This window comes from Intestinimonas sp. RTP31139st1_F5_RTP31139_211217 (assembly GCF_040226735.1).
GTDB classification, from domain to species: Bacteria; Bacillota; Clostridia; order Oscillospirales; family Oscillospiraceae; genus Intestinimonas; species Intestinimonas butyriciproducens.
In genome coordinates this window covers 14111-31025 of record NZ_JBCOAQ010000008.1, presented here as the reverse complement: position 1 = coordinate 31025, position 16915 = coordinate 14111, and the positions used below count along the sequence as shown (strand labels likewise).

The following is a 16915-nucleotide window of genomic DNA, read 5'->3' as shown; positions in this document are numbered from 1 at the left end:
GATGCCGTTCCGGCATCGGGGCCCGTCGGTTTTTGAGAGTCCTCCGCAAAGGCTGCGCGGCGGGCCGACCGCCTCATAGATGATAGCGGAAATTATCGGACGGGCGCATACTCCATCTGAGACGGCGTTTCAGTGGCCTCCAGCTTGAAGATGACGGGGCGGAGCCCGTCGTTACAACTGCAAATGGCAACGCCGGGGGTCCTGATCCAGTCGCCGTAATAGAAGAGCTCCGTCCCCGCCCCGTGAGCCAGGGCAAAGACATACTGGTAAATGGCCTTCCACGCCTCGTCACAAAGACCGTCCGGCTTTGCATAGTCGGCATAAAAGACCTGGCCGGCTCTCATCATGGGACAGGCGGTCAGACCCTCCACACCGTATTCGGCAGCCAGCTCCCGGTCCAAGGTGGTTTTCAGTACCGTGATCTTAACTTCCTTCATAGTGAGACCCCCTCGCCGTTTATTTTTTTAATTATATCAGACAGCGGACGGGGGATGCAACCGGGTATGGAAAGGACTGCGTCGGGGTGGTATAATCAGGGGCAACGCCGGGCAGGCCTCGCGCCAAAGCCCAGGACCAACGGATGAAAGGGGAACCTCCATGCGCTATTATGCCGCCCCGATGGAGGGCGTGACCAGCTATCTTTACCGAAAGGCCCACAGCCGCTATTTTAAAAAGGCGGACAAATACTTCATGCCGTTTCTGTCCCCCAGCCACGACCATATTTTCACAAAAAAAGATTTGCGGGAGATTGCGCCGGAGCACAACGAGGGGCTGAACGCCGTGCCGCAGCTCCCGCCGCCAATTTATATTTTCGGTACTGCTTCACCGCGAAATGGTCGGGGTCGCGTTCTTCCAAGTCGGCAAACAGCAAATCGACGGGGCTTTGATATTCCTCGTCGTCCTCGCGGGCTTCGCTGGCGTTGATAAGTTCCAACAGGGTAATAAAGTTCATTTCCTCGGCGGGGGCTTCGTACCAGATGTAGCCCACCAACGCGCAATACAAAAGCCGTTCTGCCTTTACCCAAAAATCCTCCGCGCTTTTTTCTCCCTCACCTTTGGTATTCGCTATCAACGTATTTACCAGCTTCAAAATATCTTTCTCGCTGCGGATATACACAAAGGGGTTGTAGTGCATAGATTTTTTGAAGTTAATCGTATTCAGTACCTTAATGCGGTAGCCCGCCCGTTGCAGCAGCTTCCCGCACTCAATCAAAACCGTACCTTTCGGGTCGGTTAAGACGTAAGAGGAATGAAGCTGCATTAGATTAGGTTTGACAAAAAATCTTGTTTTTCCGCTGCCGCTGCCGCCGATCACGACGACGTTCTTATTTCTCGCGTACTTCGGCTGCTTCGGGCGGCTGTTCATGGTAAGCCGTTCCGTCTGCGTCAAAATGATGTTGTTTTGGAAATCCGGGTCTATGTAGGGCTTTATATCTTCGGCGTTTCCCCATCGGGCAGAGCCGTACTCCGCGCCCTTGCGGTATTTCTTCGCGTTTTTCCCTTTGACATAGACTATCAAGCGGATAATCACCGCACCGACAATGCCGACAAGCAAATCCAACGGGTAAACGCTCGGCAAGGCGTTTTCAAAGGCTGCGGAAAATCCTTGTGTGATATTCAGTATCTTTGCAGAAATATCCGCGCCGGGGGCAAGCCGCACCGCCTGTCCGACTTTATCAAAGAGATAGACAAAGAACACATAGGGGATATTCGGAAGTATCAGCTTTTTGTAGTTGATCTGCTTCATATCTCGCGCCCCCTGTCCATTTTCTTTACCTTGTCGCGGGCGGCGTTAAGCTGCTTCGCCTTGTCCTTTGCAGCGGCAAGGGCTTTGCGGATAGAGGGCTTTTTCTCCCGGTTCAGCTTCTTTGCGGAAAACTCTTGAAACGCTGCGGTCATAACGTCCGCGTCCCGGCCTTTGAAAAACACAAGGTAACGGGTCTGCTCGCCCTTAACCTTTTTTAGCGAAAAATCTATGTTGTATTTCTTCGCCGTACTCTCAAAGGCTTTAATATTGCTGTCGGTGATCTCGATGTTGGAAACACCCGCGTTCTGCTTCATAAGCTGCCGCATGGTCTGTTTCCCATGCGCGGGTTTGCTTTTCTGCTCCAAAAACTTTTGGATTGCTTTCTGTAACGCCTGTTCGGTAAGCCGCGCCGCGCCTTTTCCCACTTTGACGTATAGGGCAATCGTTTTTTGGGTTACTTCCTCCTGCAAGGTATCAACTCCTTTCCCGGTAAAGTGCGGCTATGCTCATTCGCCGCCGTATAAGTCGTGATTGACAAGGGCGGTATAGTAGCTGTCAATGGTACTCGGCGCGTTGAACAGCACCGCTTTTAGATACTGCTTGATGTTGCGCACTTTGGTTGTGTTCTCCCTCATGCAATCCAAAACAAACTCAATATGGCTGCTGTTCAGCTTCAAAAACTTGGATTTCACCAATTCGGCGGGGTAGTCGTCCCCGGCAATACGGATTGTCTTTCGGGCTGTGCAGACGGTTTCCAGCATAAGGTCAACAATCTCGTCCAAACGGTCTTTGTCAATTTTGCAGTTTTGAATGAGATGGTCGTATTCGATATTGTCCTTGATAATCTCCCTGTAAATCTCTACTGCGCTATTGCTTTTCGCTTCCGTTCTTTTCCTTTCCGGCGGCGTAGCCGCTTCGCCATGCGCAAAGGGCAAGGGGTTTAGGGAATGGAAAGGAATGGAATCGGTACTTGATAAATCAGTAATTGATTGTTCTTTACTTAATATATCTTTATTTAATTGCGTTGGATTTTCCAACGTAGGTTTTTCCTGCGTAGGTTTTTCCAACGTTGGATTATCCAATGTTGGATTTTCCAATGTAGGTAAATCCAATATAGGCGGCTGTCCGCCGCTGGTAGCTGCTTCCGGCTCTCGCGGCTGCGGCTGCTCGTATATGACGTAATCTGCGCCCCGCAAGCGTCCCTTTTCGTCGCGCTCCCGGCTGCGCACGATATATCCGGCTTTTTCGAGTTCCTTTACCGCTTCGCGGATTGCGTCGATCTTCTCCCGGTTGATATGGGATAAGCCCGCAAGGGTATAATCCCAATCTTCGGGCAGCGAAAGCATTTGCGACAACAAGCCCTTTGCCTTTAAGGACAATTCCTTGTTTCGCAAGTGGTGGTTGCTCATAACGGTATATCCCGTATTTCGCTCCACTCTGAAAACTGCCATATTTCCTCACTTCCTCTCTTGGTATGCGTGGACAATTAGAAAGCCGTTTTCGGCTGTTTTGGTATTGCAATATGCCCTTTGCCGTTTTCGCGTCTGCAAAGCCGCATGGCACAAGGGCTTTTGCCCGTCTATTTGTCCATGCTGGCGTGCGTTTTCCGCGTCCTTTTGCCGGGGCAATAGGGACACTCTTTGAAAACGCAAAACTCATATTTCCACCCGGGGCGGTAGAAACGGCAAGTGCCGCAATCTTCATCATCTCCGGCACAACCGGATTGATAGCGGTCAAATCCCGGCTTCTGCTGCATGAGCAATTCAAACGCCCGCTGCTTGCCCTTTGTGAAATACATTCCGGCTGCACCTCCTTTCCTGCGGGCATAAAAAAACGGCGTTACTTTCTCCCCCAAAGGGGTTAAGGTAACGCCGTTTGTGTGCGTATTCAGTTTTTAACACATTCCCTGTCTATCCGCTGTCCGCAAAACCATTGATTTTATTAGCTTTTTGCCGCTATCGCTATCACACCTCATTATTTGAGCGTCCAGACTGGAAACGGTTGATTTCCGACATTGAAGCCGGTAAGGTGGGCATTGTCCTGGTCAAAGACCTCAGTCGCGTGGGTCGTGACTATCTCCGTGTGGGCTTCTACACGGAGGTCACCTTCCCGCAGAACGGCGTTCGCTTCATTGCCGTCAATAACGGCGTGGACAGCGCCAATCAGTCCGAGAATGATTTCGCGCCGTTTCTCAATATCATGAACGATTTTTACGCTCGTGATACCTCTAAGAAGGTAAGCGCCGTCTATCGGGCAAAGGGAAACAAGGGCGAACACACCGGCAATCATCCCATCTACGGGTATCTGAAAGACCCGGAGAACAAACAGCGCTGGATCATCGACGAGGAAGCTGCCGCCGTTGTGCGCCGCATCTTCCGTATGGTCATTGACGGCAAGGGTGTGTACCAGATCGCGGATATTCTGTCCGAGGAAAAGGTGCTTTGCCCGTCTGCCTATCTTGCCGCAAAGGGCGTTGGCAACCGCAGGAACAACAAGTTTGAAGATCCCTACCGCTGGTGGGGTACGACGGTGAGCTACATTCTCGCCCGTGTAGAGTACATGGGGCATACCGTCAATTTCAAGACCTTCAAGACTTGCTACCGGGACAAGCACCGCAAGCAGGCTCCCAAAGAGGACTGGAAAATCTTTGAGAACACCCACGAAGCCATCATTGACAAGACCACATGGGAAACCGCGCAGAAGCTCCGCAGGACGATCCGGCGCGGTGACCGCAATAAAGAGCCGAATCCACTGACCGGGCTGCTCTACTGCGGCGAGTGCGGCGCGAAAATGTATAACGAGCGCAGCGATAGGGACGCATACCACAAGGCCCCGAAGGACAACTACGTTTGTGCTTCCTACCGCAAGAAAACGACCTCCTGCACCATTCACTTTATCCGCTCGGAGATCGTCCGTGACCTGATTCTGGACGCGCTGCGGAATGTTGCGACCTATGCCAGAGCCAACAAGGAGGATTTTGAGCAGCTTGTGATGCAGACCACCTCCGACGCGAGAAAGCGCAGTCTGCAAAGCGGCAGGACGGAGATTGACCGTATCATGCGCCGCACAAACGAGCTGGACACGCTGCTGCAAAAGCTCTATGAGGACTACGCCCTCGGACGCTTGCCGGAAAAGCGGCACGCAAAGCTCTCCGCGCAGTATGAAGCAGAACAGGCACAGCTTGAACAGCGCAGCGCCGAACTGATGGAGCAGATGAACGCAGAGCAGGAAGAAAGCGTCAATGTTGACCGCTTCATGGAACTGGTAGACCGCTATACGGACTTTACCGAGCTGACCACGCCCATGCTCAATGAGTTTATCGACAAGGTAATCGTCTACGAGCGCAAGAAGATTAACCGCTATCAGTATGACCAGCAGATCGAGATTTACTTCAATTTCATCGGCAAGGTGACGCTGCCGGAGGAAGAACCGGAAGCCGCGCCAGAAGCCCCGAAAACGCTTCATGTTGCCAGCAATTCCAGCTTTGCACCCATTGGGGACTATCTCTCCGCGCAGGGCGAAGAAGCGATTGCGTTGCCATTCTACAAGGTGGAGGAACTGACCGGCAAGCCGCTTTGCAAGTCGGCGTACAAGTACGCTTCCTACTGGTATCCGGCACAGGACAGGCCGCTTTCCAATACCATCTACAACGCTGGATATGACGTTGACCGCGTGGACTTAGCTGCCGGGATCGTGTATCTGACGAAAGCCGCATAACAGAACGAACACCCCGCACCGTGCGTTTACAGGACGCATAGTGCGGGGGGTTTTTGCGTTTTGAGCAGATGCTTACACACCGGATATCATCAAGTTATTTCTGCTTGATCTTCAACGCACAAATCATTGAATCGACGCCTAATAGCGCCGTATAGCTATTGTTGGTTTTTCTGAAAGCAGGCGTGTAATAAACATTATTTTCAGCATCAAAGCAGAATTTTTCAGCAGTTAGTTCTTCCATCTCACGCGCCAATAGATCACTTCCATAGAAGCGGCGGAGAAAGTCGATTCCCGCACACATGGCAGCGACAGGTTTCTTTTCGCTGATAAAATGTGTGACGCACGTTTTTATCACATTGGAATCTCTATAATTGTTCAATAAACCGATTCCACCGGGTATGATCAATGCATCGTATTCTGCAAAATCAACCTCATGAATATCTTTAATGCGTCCCCTACCGATGCGGGCTGCTTCTATAAGGATATTCCGCTTTTCTGCTATCTGCTCTGTCAGGTGGTTAACAGACTGCATGGAAACATCTTCTGCGACAGGAGTGTAATCACACCCATATTTATCAAGCGCTACATACGTCAGAATTACCTCTTCTATACATGAACCATCACCGAGGCCACAGCCTGCTAATAAAACTAAATACTTCATTTGTGTTCACCTCCACAACTCACCAATTCTCTAAAAATCTCATTCAAATTATAGCATAGTATTGTGAACAAATCCACCTATTTCAACAGCTTTAATCCAACTTTAGCCCTGTACTGCGTGTTGAACGTGGCACAGGGCTTTTTCCCATTTCTGACGATTTTGAGCGCAACATTCGATGCCCTGTACGCAGGACACACCTTTGCACTTCACGGAATCGGACGATAACCAGCTAAACCGCAAAAGACCGCGCGAAGCCGCGTACTGGCTGCACGATGCCGTGAATCGCGGAATGGTGCAATCCATACACGCAGACGGCAGATACTTCACGAATCCGGCAAGCATTGATTTTTCTCACCGGATTTCAAGTCCTTTTGCCTGAAAATCTCTGTGAATCCGGCTCGTTCGTAAAGTGTTTACATTTTCATTTGAAAAACCGTCTTGACAATATTCATCGGACGTTGATACGTTCATGTTCTTCAAGTGGATTTTCAAGGCGTGGGTGGCGGTGTATCTCGTCACCCACACCTTTGATATTACTATGGCTGTGTTCGATATGGCGCAGCACGTCGTTTCCGGCGCGGCGGGCGTGATCGGCGGCAGCACGAATATAGACGTGGACGCCGCCCTATCGTCCATGCAGGCCGGGCTTGACGCTATGGAAGTCCCCGAACTCTTATTGCTCGTCATGGAAACAAGCCTTGTCAGCCTGTGCATGAAAATCATGTCGGTGCTGATAACGGTTATCCTGTACGGCAGAATGATAGAAATATACCTGTATTGCTCGGTTGCGCCTATCCCATTCGCAACTATGACAAACCGGGAGTGGGGGCAGATTGGAAACAACTACCTCAAATCCCTTATTGCCCTCGGATTTCAGGGCTTTCTGATTATGATATGCGTCGGCATTTACGCGGTTTTGGTAAACAGCATGATAATAGCGGACAATCTGCACAGCGCGATATTCTCCCTTGCAGCCTATACCGTTATCCTCTGCTTCTCCCTGTTCAAATCCGGCGCGTTGGCAAAATCCATCTTTAGCGCCCATTAAGGCGGGAAAGGAGGTTATCACTTGGCGTATGTACCCGTACCCAAAGACTTAACAAAGGTAAAAACGAGAGTTGCCCTTAACCTGACAAAGCGGCAGATCGTTTGCTTTGCGGCGGCCCTCGCTATGGGCTTGCCGCTTTTCTTTTTGCTCAAAGGAAGCACCGGGACGACCGTTGCGGCGGCGTTGATGTGCGCCGTCATGCTCCCCTGTTTCCTCTTTGCCATGTACGAAAAACACGGGCAGCCCCTTGAAACGGTAATCCGAAACATTGCGGAAACAAAGTTTATCCGTCCAAAGGAGCGGCCCTATCAGACCGAAAACCTGTACGCTGTCTTGGAAAAGCAGCGGAAACTTGAAAAGGAGGTATCAGCGATTGCCAAAGGCACAAAACACAGGAGCAGCCGCCCCCGCCGGGGCTAAACAGAAGCTGACCCGCGCAGAGAAGAAAGAGATCGCCGCCATTATCCAAAAGGCAAAGGGCGACGGCAAGCCCCACACCGCCCAGCAGACGATCCCCTATCTGCAAATGTACCCGGATGGGATTTGCCGCGTTTCGGATAAGCGGTATTCAAAGAGTACCGCGTTTGAGGATATAAACTATCAGCTTGCGCAGGCCGACGACAAGACCGCCATTTTTGAAAACTGGTGCGACTTCCTCAACTACTTTGACGCTTCCGTTTCGGTGCAGTTCTCTTTCATCAATCAGGGGGCGCAGCGGGAAAGGGCGCAGCAGGCTATCGACATTCCCACGCAGGACGACACTTTCAACTCTATCCGCAGCGAGTACGCGGCTATGCTGAAAAACCAGCTTGAAAAGGGCAACAACGGCCTTGTGAAGCAGAAGTATATCACGTTCTCCATCGAAGCGGATAACCTTGCGGCGGCAAAGGCGCGGCTTTCCCGCATTGAAACCGATGTGCTGAACAATTTTAAGGTGCTGGGCGTGACCGCCCGCCCGCAGACAGGCTATGAACGCTTGCAGACCCTACACGGCGTTTTCCACCCGGAGGGCGAACCGTTCCGCTTCTCTTGGGACTGGCTGGCACCGTCCGGGCTTAACACAAAGGACTTTATCGCGCCGTCCTCTTTCCGCTTTGGCGAGGGGCGCACGTTCCGCATGGGACGCAAGCTGGGCGCGGTCAGCTTCCTTGAAATCCTTGCGCCGGAGCTGAATGACCGTATGCTTGCGGACATTCTCGACCTTGAAACAGGCGTTATCGTCAATCTGCATATCCGCAGTATCGACCAGACCGAAGCCATCAAGACCATCAAGCGCAAGATCACCGACCTTGACAAAATGAAGATCGAGGAACAGAAGAAAGCTGTCCGAAGCGGCTACGACATGGACATTATTCCGTCCGACCTTGCCACGTTCGGCAGCGAAGCGAAAAATCTCTTGCAGGATTTACAGAGCAGGAATGAAAGAATGTTTTTGCTCACGTTCCTTGTGGTGAATATGGCGGACACAAAGAGGAAGCTGGACAATGACGTGTTCGCGGCGGCGGGTATCGCGCAGAAATACAACTGTGCGCTGACCCGCCTTGACTATATGCAGGAAGCGGGGCTTATGTCCTCTATCCCCCTTGGGGAGAACCTTATCCCCATTCAAAGAGGGCTTACCACCAGCAGCACCGCTATCTTTATCCCCTTTATCACGCAAGAGCTGTTCCAGACGGGAGCAAGCCTGTACTACGGGCTGAACGCCCTTAGCAACAACATGATTCTGTGTGACCGCAAGCAGCTTAAAAACCCGAACGGGCTAATCCTTGGTACGCCCGGAAGCGGCAAATCCTTTGCAGCAAAGCGGGAAATGGCAAACGCTTTCCTGATTACCGACGACGATATTATCATCTGCGACCCCGAAGCGGAGTATTACCCCCTTGTGCAGCGGCTTCACGGGCAAGTGGTACGCATTTCCCCCACCAGCAGCCAGTATGTGAACCCGATGGATATAAACCTCAATTACAGCGAGGACGACAACCCCCTTGCGCTGAAATCCGACTTCATTCTTTCCCTGTGCGAGTTGGTGGTAGGCGGCAAGGAGGGCTTGCAGCCCGTCGAAAAGACCGTCATTGACCGGGCTGTGCGCAGCGTCTACCGTCCGTTCCTTGCCAACCCCGACCCGGAGAAAATGCCTATTTTGGGCGACCTCTACAATGAGCTTTTGAAGCAGCCGGAGCCGGAAGCGGCGCGTATCGCGGCGGCGTTGGAGCTGTACGTTTCCGGCTCTTTGAACGTCTTTAACCACCGTACCAACGTGGAGCTTTCAAACCGCCTTGTCTGCTTTGACATTAAGCAGCTCGGCAAGCAGCTTAAAAAGCTGGGTATGCTCATTGTGCAAGACCAGGTGTGGAACCGCGTCACCGTCAACCGCGCCGAACAGAAGTCCACCCGCTACTACATGGACGAGTTTCATTTGCTTCTCAAAGAGGACCAGACCGCCGCCTATTCCGTTGAAATCTGGAAGCGTTTTCGCAAATGGGGCGGCATACCGACAGCCATCACGCAGAACGTGAAAGACCTTTTGAGCAGCCGGGAAGTGGAAAACATCTTTGAAAACAGCGATTTTGTCCTCATGCTCAATCAGGCCGCAGGCGACCGGGCTATCCTTGCAAAGCAGCTCAATATTTCCCCCCAGCAGATGAAGTACGTTACCCACACCGAAGCGGGCGAGGGGCTTTTATTCTACGGCAATGTCATTCTTCCCTTTGTAGACCGCTTCCCGAAAGATACGGAGTTGTACCGCGTTATGACGACGAAGCCGGAGGAAGTGAGCGGCGCATGACAGCGGACACCATCATCAACCGGGACGCGCTGTGCGCCTTGCGGGAGCTTCCCGCCGAAAGCGTCCATTGCGCGGTAACGTCGCCGCCCTACTACGCCTTGCGGGACTATGGGCTTGACGCGCAGATCGGGCGGGAGGACACGCCGGAGCAGTACATAGAACGGCTGACGGCGGTTTTCCATGAGCTAAAGCGCGTACTGCGTTCGGACGGCACCTTTTGGCTGAATATCTCGGACACCTACTGCGGCACAGGCAGCAAGGGCAGCTACACCGACCCCAAATATCCCAAAGGCCGCAACGGACAGGGCTTTTCTCTTGCCCGGACAGCGGCGGGCTGCAAGCACAAGGACATGATCGGGATTCCTTGGCTTCTGGCGTTCTCCCTACGCGCCGACGGGTGGTATCTGCGCAGCGATATTATCTGGCAGAAAGACAACCCCATGCCGGAGAGCGTGAAAGACCGCCCCACGCGCTGCTATGAACACATCTTTCTGCTTACGAAGTCAAAGCAGTATTACTATGACGCCGCCGCCGTTGCGGAGCCGACCGCCCCCAAAACGGCGGCGAGGTACAAATCCAGCCGCAGCGCAAGCAGCAAGTACGCCGCAGAGGTACCGGGACAGGGCAAAGTGCAGGGCTTAAACAAAGCAAGGAGCGGCGGCTACTACGACCCCGCCCTTATCCCCACCATGCGAAACAGGCGGGACGTGTGGCTGATAAATACCGTCCCTTACAAGGGCGGGCATTTTGCCGCGTTCCCGTCGAAGCTGGCGGAAACCTGTATCTTGGCGGGCTGTCCCAAAGGCGGCGTTGTCCTTGACCCCTTTTTCGGCAGCGGCACGACGGGGCTTGCGGCGAAAGCACTTAACCGCCGCTATATCGGCATTGAGCTGAACAGTGAGTATTGCGCCCTTGCGAGGGCGCGGATTGGAGGTGAAGCACCATAAAACAGTATAAACCTCGCGATAAAGTCACGCAGAAAATGACCCGCGACGGGGCTATCGAAGTCAACGAAACCCAACAGACGACCCAGCGTATCAGCCAGCGGGAGCAGGACGCGGATTTTCAGAAAACGCCGGAGCAGCAGGCTGCACAGGACGCGGCGGCACAGCTTGACCCCATAGCCGCCGACGCCGCCCCGCTGCCCCGTCTGCCTGTTACTCCCGCAAGGGAGGACACCGCCACCGCCGAGCGCGTCATAGAGCGTTTGGAGGGTGCGCAGACCCGGAAAGCGTCTAAAAAGGCGGTGCAGAAAGCCCAGCGGGAAAGCGCGGCGGGGGCGAGATCGTCACGTCTGCAATTTACCGACGAGGAACGCAGTACACCGGAGCTTGGCAAGTATATTGAGAAATCCGACAAGGCCGCTGACCGTCTGGACGCTGCAAGGGCGGCTATCCCCAAAGAAAAGAAGCTGGTGCGGGAACGTACCTTTGACGAAGCTACGGGCAAGGGCAAGACCCGCCTACGCTTTGAGGAACACGACAAGCCCCCCGGCTTCAAGGAAAAGCACAATCCGCTGTCCCGCCCCGCACAGGAGGCGGGTATTTTCGTCCACAACAAGGTACATTCCGTTGAAAAGGATAATTCCGGCGTGGAGGGTGCGCACAAATCCGAGGAAGCAGCGGAAAAGGGCTTGAAATACGGGGCGCGGAAAGTCAAGGAGGGCTACCGCAGCCACAAACTCAAGCCCTACCGGGCGGCGGCAAAAGCGGAAAAGGCGGCAGAAAAGGCCAACGTCAACTATCTGTACCAAAAGGCGTTGCAGGATAACCCGCAGATCGCCGCGTCCAACCCCGCTTCCCGCTTCATGCAGAAGCAGCGTATCAAGCGGCAGTATGCAAAGGCCATGAAAAAGGGCGGCGCGGCTACGGCGGCAAAGGCAGCGGAGAACACCCGCAAGGCGGCGAAAAAGACAGCCGAGGAAACAAGGAAAACCGTATCTTTTGTGGCGCGGCACCCGGTAGGCGTAATCGTCGCCGTCGCCGCGCTGCTGCTGTCTGTGATGATCTTCTCCGGCCTGTCGTCCTGTTCCTCTATCTTCTCCGGCACCATAAACGGGGTGCTGGGTACGTCCTACACATCGGAGGACAGCGACCTTGTGGCGGTGGAGAACACCTATGCCGGAAAGGAAGCCGCGCTGCAAAGCCAGATAGACAACATCGAAAGCACCTATCCGGGCTACGACGAATACCGCTATGACCTTGACGACATTTTCCACAACCCCCACGAGCTGGCTTCCTACCTGACCGCCCTTTTGCAGAGCTACACCCCCGCAAGCGCACAGGCAGAATTGCAGCGCGTCTTTGATAAGCAATACACCCTGACTGTGACGCCCACCGTCGAAGTGCGCTACCGCACAGAAACCCGGACGGACAGCGAGGGCAACAGCTATACCGTCCAAGTCCCCTATAACTACTATATCCTCAATGTGTCCCTGACAAATACGCCCATATCGTCGCTTGCGCCCAGCCTTTTAACGCCGGAGCAGCTTGATATGTTCCGGGTGTATCTGGAAACAAGCGGCAACAAGCCCCTTGTCTTTGGCGGCGGCTCCCCGAACGGCACCCCGTCCGAGGATTTGAGCGGCGTTCACTTCATCAATGGGACGCGCCCCGGCAATACGGCTGTGGTGGACATTGCAAAGTCACAGGTGGGGAACGTGGGCGGCTATCCCTATTGGAGCTGGTACGGCTTTAATGGGCGTGTCGAGTGGTGCGCCTGTTTCGTTTCGTGGTGCTACAATCAGATGGGCTTATCCGAACCGCGCTTTGCTGGCTGCACGTCCGGCGGTATGGCGTGGTTTACCTCTCATGGACAATGGGGCGACAGGAACTATACCAACATTGCCCCCGGCGACGCGATTTTCTTTGATTGGGACAACTCCGGCGACGCCGACCATGTAGGCATTGTGATCGGCACCGACGGGGAGCGCGTCTATACCGTCGAGGGTAATTCCGGCGACGCCTGTAAAATCAAGAGCTATCCCCTTGGGAGCAGCGTCATTCGCGGCTACGGCCTGATGAATTGGGATTGACGCTGCAAGTGAAATACCGATATGAAAAAACATCAAAAATGGAGGTGCGATAAATCAATATAGTTTCCTTTGGGGGCGGCACGAATAGTGCCGCCTTACTTGTTGGCCTTTACAATCACCATATCCCCGTTGACCTTATCACCTTTGCGGACACAGGCGCGGAGCAGCCCCACACCTATCAATTCATTGTGACAATGAATGAGTGGCTTGCCGCCCACGATATGCCGCAGATTACCGTTGTGGAGAATGTAGACCGCTACGGCAACCGCCTGACCCTTGAAATGGAGTGCTTGCGTTCCCATACGCTGCCCTCTATCGCCTATGGCTATAAGCGGTGTTCCCAAAAGCACAAGATCGGGCCGCAGGCAAAGTTTTGCAACAACTATGCCCCATGCCGGGAGGTATGGGCGCGGGGTGAAAGGGTAAACCGTTATATCGGCTATGACGCTGGCGAAGTGAAGCGGTATGAACATTCCCGCAAGTGCGACGAAGCCGATAAGAAATATCACAACATCTATCCCCTGATTGAACAATGGGGGTGGAGCCGGAGCGATTGCGTCCGGGAGATCGCAGCGGCGGGTTTGCCGCAGCCGGGAAAATCCTCTTGCTTTTTCTGCCCCAGCATGAAGCGGCAGGAAGTTGAAGCCTTAAAAGAGCAATACCCCGACCTGTATCGGCGGGCGATTGCCATTGAGGAAAACGCCATGCCCCACCTTATCAAAGTGAAAGGTTTAGGGCGCAGCTACGCTTGGAAAGAGCGTTATGGAAAGGAGTAACGTATGGCAGTAAACAAAATTGAACGCATTGACCGGGAGATTGAAAAGACCCGCGAGAAGATCACCGAGTATCAAAACAGGCTGAAAGGGCTGGAAGCGCAGAAAACCGAAGCGGAAAACCTGCAAATCGTCCAGCTCGTGCGCTCTATGCGCCTGACCCCGCAGGAGCTTACGGCTATGCTTTCCGGGGGCGGTATTCCGGGCATTGCCACCGTCCCCGCAGACTATGACGGACAGGAGGAAAAAGAGAATGAGGAATAAGAAAATCGTGCGCAGCTTCCTTGTGCTGCTGGCCCTCGTCATGTGCTTTTGCAGCGTTTCCGTAACCGCCTACGCACAGGGCGACGACACCCCCACCGACGACAGCAACGTGAAAGTGGAAGCCCCTGACCCGCAGCCCTTGACCCCGGAGGGCAACATGACCCTTGTGGACGACATTAGCGGCGACGCCGCCGGGGATAAGCAGTTTATCGTGGTACAAAGCAAGGGCGGCAACTATTTTTACATCGTCATTGACAACGCCGCCGATGGAAATAACACCGTCCATTTTCTGAATCAGGTGGACGAAGCCGACCTTTTGGCTATCATCGACGAGGACGGCGGCACCGCGACGCCCGCCCCCGCCGTTTGTAGCTGTACGGATAAATGCGAAGCCGGAAAGGTGAATACGGCTTGCCCCGTATGTGCTACGAACATGACCGCTTGCAGCGGCAAGGCAGCAGAGCCGGAGCCGGAGGAACCCACCGAGCAGCCGAAAGAGAAAAGCAGCATGGGCGGGCTTGTCCTGTTCTTTGTTGTCGCCCTGATCGGCGGCGGTGGTGCGCTCTACTACTTCAAGTTTATGAAGCCGAAGCAGGCCGTCAAGGGCGGCACAGACCTTGACGATTTCGACTTTGACGAGTACGACGAGGACGAGCGGTCAGAACAGGAGGGCGAGGAAGAATGAGCTATGCGTTAGTCATTGCGGAGAAACCCAGCGTCGGGGCGGCGATTGCCGCCGCCCTTGGCGTTTCCGGCAAAAAGGACGGGTATATCGAGGGAAACGGCTATGTCATTTCATGGTGCGTCGGGCATTTGGTGGAGCTTGCACAAGCCGCCGCCTATGGGGAGCAGTACAGGAAATGGCAGCTTGACAGCTTGCCGATTCTGCCGCAGGAATGGCAGTACACCGTTTCCGCAGATAAAGGAAAGCAGTTCAAGACCCTTAAAGAGCTTATGCACCGCGCCGACGTGACCGAGGTTGTCAATGCCTGTGACGCTGGGCGCGAGGGTGAATTGATTTTTCGCTTTGTCTACGATATGACGGGCTGCAAGAAGCCCATGCGCCGCCTTTGGATTTCCTCAATGGAAACGGCGGCAATCCGGCAAGGCTTTGACAGTCTGAAAGATGGGAGCGAGTATGAAGCCCTCTACGCTTCCGCGCTGTGCCGCGCAAAGGCTGACTGGCTTATCGGTATCAACGCCACCCGCCTTTTCTCCTGCCTGTATGGAAAGACCTTGAACGTGGGGCGCGTCCAGACCCCCACGCTGAAAATGCTGGTTGACCAGGACGCGGCTATCTCCCATTTCCAGAAAGAAAAATACTACCATGTGCGCCTTGACCTGTCCGGCGCGGAAGCGGCAAGCGCGAAGATCTCCGACGCCGCCGAAGCGGACGCGCTCAAAACGGCTTGCGAAGCGTCGCAGGCCGTTTGTACTTCCGTCGTGCGGGAGAAGAAAACCGCAGCCCCGCCGAAGCTCTTTGACCTGACTTCCTTACAGCGGGAAGCCAACCGCATTTTCGGCTACACCGCGAAGCAGACCCTTGACCTGGCACAAGCCCTGTATGAAAAGAAGCTGCTGACTTATCCGAGGACGGACAGCACCTATTTGACCGACGACATGGGGGAAACGGCGGCGAACACCGCCACCATGCTGTGTGGCAAGCTGGCCTTTATGGAGGGCGCAGAGTTTTCCCCCGACGTTTCCCGCGTCCTTGACAGCAAACAGGTTTCCGACCACCACGCCATTATCCCCACGATGGAGCTTGCAAAAGCCGACCTTGCCGCGCTGCCCGAAAGCGAAAGGAATATCCTGACCCTTGCCGGGGCGCGGCTGCTGTTCGCCGCCGCCGAGCCGCATATCTACGAAGCTGTTACAGCGGTTTTCTCATGCGCTGGCAGCGAGTTTACGGCAAAGGGAAAGACGGTGCTTTGCATGGGCTGGAAAGAGCTTGAACGCCGCTACCGGGCGACGCTGAAAAAGAAGCCTGATACCGACGACGAGGAAAACGCCCTTGCGCTGGACGCGCCGCCCTTTGCCGAGGGACAGAGCTTTGACCGCCCCGCCGTAAAGGTGACGGCCCACGACACCACGCCCCCGAAGCAGCATACGGAAGCGACCTTGCTTTCCGCTATGGAACGAGCCGGGAACGAGGACACCGACCCCGACGCGGAACGGCGCGGGCTTGGCACTCCCGCCACCCGCGCCGCTGTCATTGAAAAGCTGGTGAAATCCGGCTTTGTGGAGCGCAAGGGCAAGCAGCTTATTCCCACAGGGGATGGCAGCGGCCTTGTGGCTGTTCTCCCCGACGTACTGACATCTCCCCAGCTTACCGCTGAATGGGAAAACACCCTGACGCAGATTGCAAAGGGCAAGGCCGACGCGGACGGCTTCATGCGCGGCATTGAAGCTATGGCGCGGGAGCTGGTGCAGGCCCACCCGAATATCTCCGACGCGGATAAGGCGCGTTTCAAGGAGGATAGGCCCGTTATCGGCAAATGCCCCCGCTGCGGCGGCAGCGTCTACGAGGGCAGGAAGAACTACTATTGCGGGAACCGGGATTGCGCCTTTACCATGTGGAAAAATGACCGCTTTTTCGAGGAACGCAAAACCGCCTTTACCCCGAAAATCGCCGCCGCGCTGCTGAAAGACGGCAAGGCGAAAGTGAAAAAGCTGTATTCCCCGAAAACGGGCAAAACCTATGACGGGATAGTGCTTTTAGCCGATACGGGCGGGAAGTACGTCAACTACCGGGCTACCGTTTCGAGGGGCAAAGAACTTACGCAGCAAGCATAGGAAGCGGGTACCCACTTCCGTAAAATCCCCGCCTTGCGTTATGGCGCAGGACGGGGATTTTGCTTGTTGGGATAGTCCCAAACCCTTATG

The 16915-nt window shown here is 54.3% G+C and carries 14 protein-coding genes and 2 pseudogenes; 10 read left to right on the top strand and 6 right to left on the bottom strand.

Annotated elements, in window-relative coordinates; translation table 11 throughout:
• Positions 1–92 precede the first annotated feature (92 nt).
• From ABUA09_RS07695 to ABUA09_RS07680, 4 genes and pseudogenes are all read right to left on the bottom strand, one after another.
• Positions 93–437 carry a TIGR04076 family protein gene (locus ABUA09_RS07695; RefSeq protein ID WP_058117398.1) on the bottom strand — a complete coding sequence of 115 codons (345 nt, stop codon included), beginning with the start codon at positions 435–437 and terminating at the stop codon, positions 93–95.
• 296 nt (positions 438–733) lie between these two features.
• Positions 734–1747, bottom strand: a pseudogene (locus tag ABUA09_RS07690) (type IV secretory system conjugative DNA transfer family protein); the annotation flags it as partial.
• Positions 1744–2217: a PcfB family protein gene (locus tag ABUA09_RS07685; RefSeq protein ID WP_002604484.1), complete on the bottom strand. Its 474-nt coding sequence runs from the start codon at positions 2215–2217 to the stop codon at positions 1744–1746. The pseudogene ABUA09_RS07690 and the gene ABUA09_RS07685, both read right to left, overlap by 4 nt.
• 36 nt (positions 2218–2253) lie before the next feature.
• Positions 2254–3198, bottom strand: coding sequence for a DUF6017 domain-containing protein (locus ABUA09_RS07680; protein ID WP_002604485.1), 945 nt, complete (start codon positions 3196–3198; stop codon positions 2254–2256).
• Between the two features lie 424 nt (positions 3199–3622).
• Here ABUA09_RS07680 and ABUA09_RS07670 point away from each other — a divergent pair, with 424 nt between their 5' ends.
• A complete protein-coding gene (locus tag ABUA09_RS07670; RefSeq protein WP_349949252.1) occupies positions 3623–5464 on the top strand; it encodes a DUF4368 domain-containing protein in 1842 nt (613 codons plus the stop codon).
• A 94-nt stretch (positions 5465–5558) separates the two neighbouring features.
• On the opposite strand, the gene ABUA09_RS07665 is transcribed toward ABUA09_RS07670, so the two are convergent.
• A complete protein-coding gene (locus tag ABUA09_RS07665) occupies positions 5559–6125 on the bottom strand; it encodes a DJ-1/PfpI family protein (RefSeq protein WP_279204475.1) in 567 nt (188 codons plus the stop codon).
• Positions 6126–6579: 454 nt separating this feature from the next.
• Between ABUA09_RS07665 and ABUA09_RS07660 the strand changes: the two are divergent.
• The 5 genes and pseudogenes from ABUA09_RS07660 to ABUA09_RS07640 all read left to right on the top strand — a co-directional run.
• A pseudogene (locus ABUA09_RS07660) lies at positions 6580–7173 on the top strand (VirB6/TrbL-like conjugal transfer protein, CD1112 family); the annotation flags it as partial.
• A gap of 21 nt (positions 7174–7194) precedes the next feature.
• Complete coding sequence (locus tag ABUA09_RS07655; protein WP_349949251.1) at positions 7195–7593, top strand: PrgI family protein; 399 nt, start codon at positions 7195–7197, stop codon at positions 7591–7593.
• Positions 7547–9958, top strand: coding sequence for a VirB4-like conjugal transfer ATPase, CD1110 family (locus tag ABUA09_RS07650; protein WP_349949250.1), 2412 nt, complete (start codon positions 7547–7549; stop codon positions 9956–9958). The genes ABUA09_RS07655 and ABUA09_RS07650 overlap by 47 nt, the downstream gene beginning before the upstream one ends.
• A complete protein-coding gene (locus tag ABUA09_RS07645; protein WP_349949249.1) occupies positions 9955–10905 on the top strand; it encodes a DNA-methyltransferase in 951 nt (316 codons plus the stop codon). The genes ABUA09_RS07650 and ABUA09_RS07645 overlap by 4 nt, the downstream gene beginning before the upstream one ends.
• Before the next feature lie 35 nt (positions 10906–10940).
• Positions 10941–12992: a C40 family peptidase gene (locus tag ABUA09_RS07640; protein ID WP_349949248.1), complete on the top strand. Its 2052-nt coding sequence runs from the start codon at positions 10941–10943 to the stop codon at positions 12990–12992.
• A gap of 95 nt (positions 12993–13087) precedes the next feature.
• On the opposite strand, the gene ABUA09_RS18335 is transcribed toward ABUA09_RS07640, so the two are convergent.
• Complete coding sequence (locus tag ABUA09_RS18335; RefSeq protein ID WP_502880752.1) at positions 13088–13294, bottom strand: hypothetical protein; 207 nt, start codon at positions 13292–13294, stop codon at positions 13088–13090.
• Here ABUA09_RS18335 and ABUA09_RS07635 point away from each other — a divergent pair.
• From ABUA09_RS07635 to ABUA09_RS07620, 4 genes are read left to right on the top strand one after another with little or no spacing between them, the layout of a single operon-like run.
• Positions 13274–13768 (top strand): phosphoadenosine phosphosulfate reductase, encoded by a 495-nt coding sequence (locus tag ABUA09_RS07635; protein ID WP_502880751.1) that lies wholly within the window; start codon positions 13274–13276, stop codon positions 13766–13768. The genes ABUA09_RS18335 and ABUA09_RS07635 overlap by 21 nt on opposite strands.
• A 3-nt stretch (positions 13769–13771) precedes the next feature.
• A complete protein-coding gene (locus ABUA09_RS07630) occupies positions 13772–14029 on the top strand; it encodes a DUF4315 family protein (RefSeq protein ID WP_349949247.1) in 258 nt (85 codons plus the stop codon).
• Entirely contained in the window at positions 14019–14714 is a 696-nt protein-coding gene (locus tag ABUA09_RS07625; RefSeq protein WP_349949246.1) for a DUF4366 domain-containing protein, read from the top strand. The genes ABUA09_RS07630 and ABUA09_RS07625 overlap by 11 nt, the downstream gene beginning before the upstream one ends.
• Entirely contained in the window at positions 14711–16825 is a 2115-nt protein-coding gene (locus tag ABUA09_RS07620) for a DNA topoisomerase 3 (RefSeq protein ID WP_349949245.1), read from the top strand. The genes ABUA09_RS07625 and ABUA09_RS07620 overlap by 4 nt, the downstream gene beginning before the upstream one ends.
• The last annotated feature ends 90 nt before the right edge of the window (positions 16826–16915 follow it).

What these genes read in the sequence shown, in the direction of transcription:
- ABUA09_RS07695 (WP_058117398.1), bottom strand. Translation starts at nt 437, where the DNA reads ATGAAGGAAGTTAAGATCACGGTACTGAAAACCACCTTGGACCGGGAG.
- ABUA09_RS07680 (WP_002604485.1), bottom strand. Translation starts at nt 3,198, where the DNA reads ATGGCAGTTTTCAGAGTGGAGCGAAATACGGGATATACCGTTATGAGC.
- ABUA09_RS07665 (WP_279204475.1), bottom strand. Translation starts at nt 6,125, where the DNA reads ATGAAGTATTTAGTTTTATTAGCAGGCTGTGGCCTCGGTGATGGTTCA.
- ABUA09_RS07645 (WP_349949249.1), top strand. Translation starts at nt 9,955, where the DNA reads ATGACAGCGGACACCATCATCAACCGGGACGCGCTGTGCGCCTTGCGG.
- ABUA09_RS07640 (WP_349949248.1), top strand. Translation starts at nt 10,941, where the DNA reads ATGACCCGCGACGGGGCTATCGAAGTCAACGAAACCCAACAGACGACC.
- ABUA09_RS07635 (WP_502880751.1), top strand. Translation starts at nt 13,274, where the DNA reads ATGGAGTGCTTGCGTTCCCATACGCTGCCCTCTATCGCCTATGGCTAT.
- ABUA09_RS18335 (WP_502880752.1), bottom strand. Translation starts at nt 13,294, where the DNA reads ATGGGAACGCAAGCACTCCATTTCAAGGGTCAGGCGGTTGCCGTAGCG.
- ABUA09_RS07630 (WP_349949247.1), top strand. Translation starts at nt 13,772, where the DNA reads ATGGCAGTAAACAAAATTGAACGCATTGACCGGGAGATTGAAAAGACC.
- ABUA09_RS07625 (WP_349949246.1), top strand. Translation starts at nt 14,019, where the DNA reads ATGAGGAATAAGAAAATCGTGCGCAGCTTCCTTGTGCTGCTGGCCCTC.
- ABUA09_RS07620 (WP_349949245.1), top strand. Translation starts at nt 14,711, where the DNA reads ATGAGCTATGCGTTAGTCATTGCGGAGAAACCCAGCGTCGGGGCGGCG.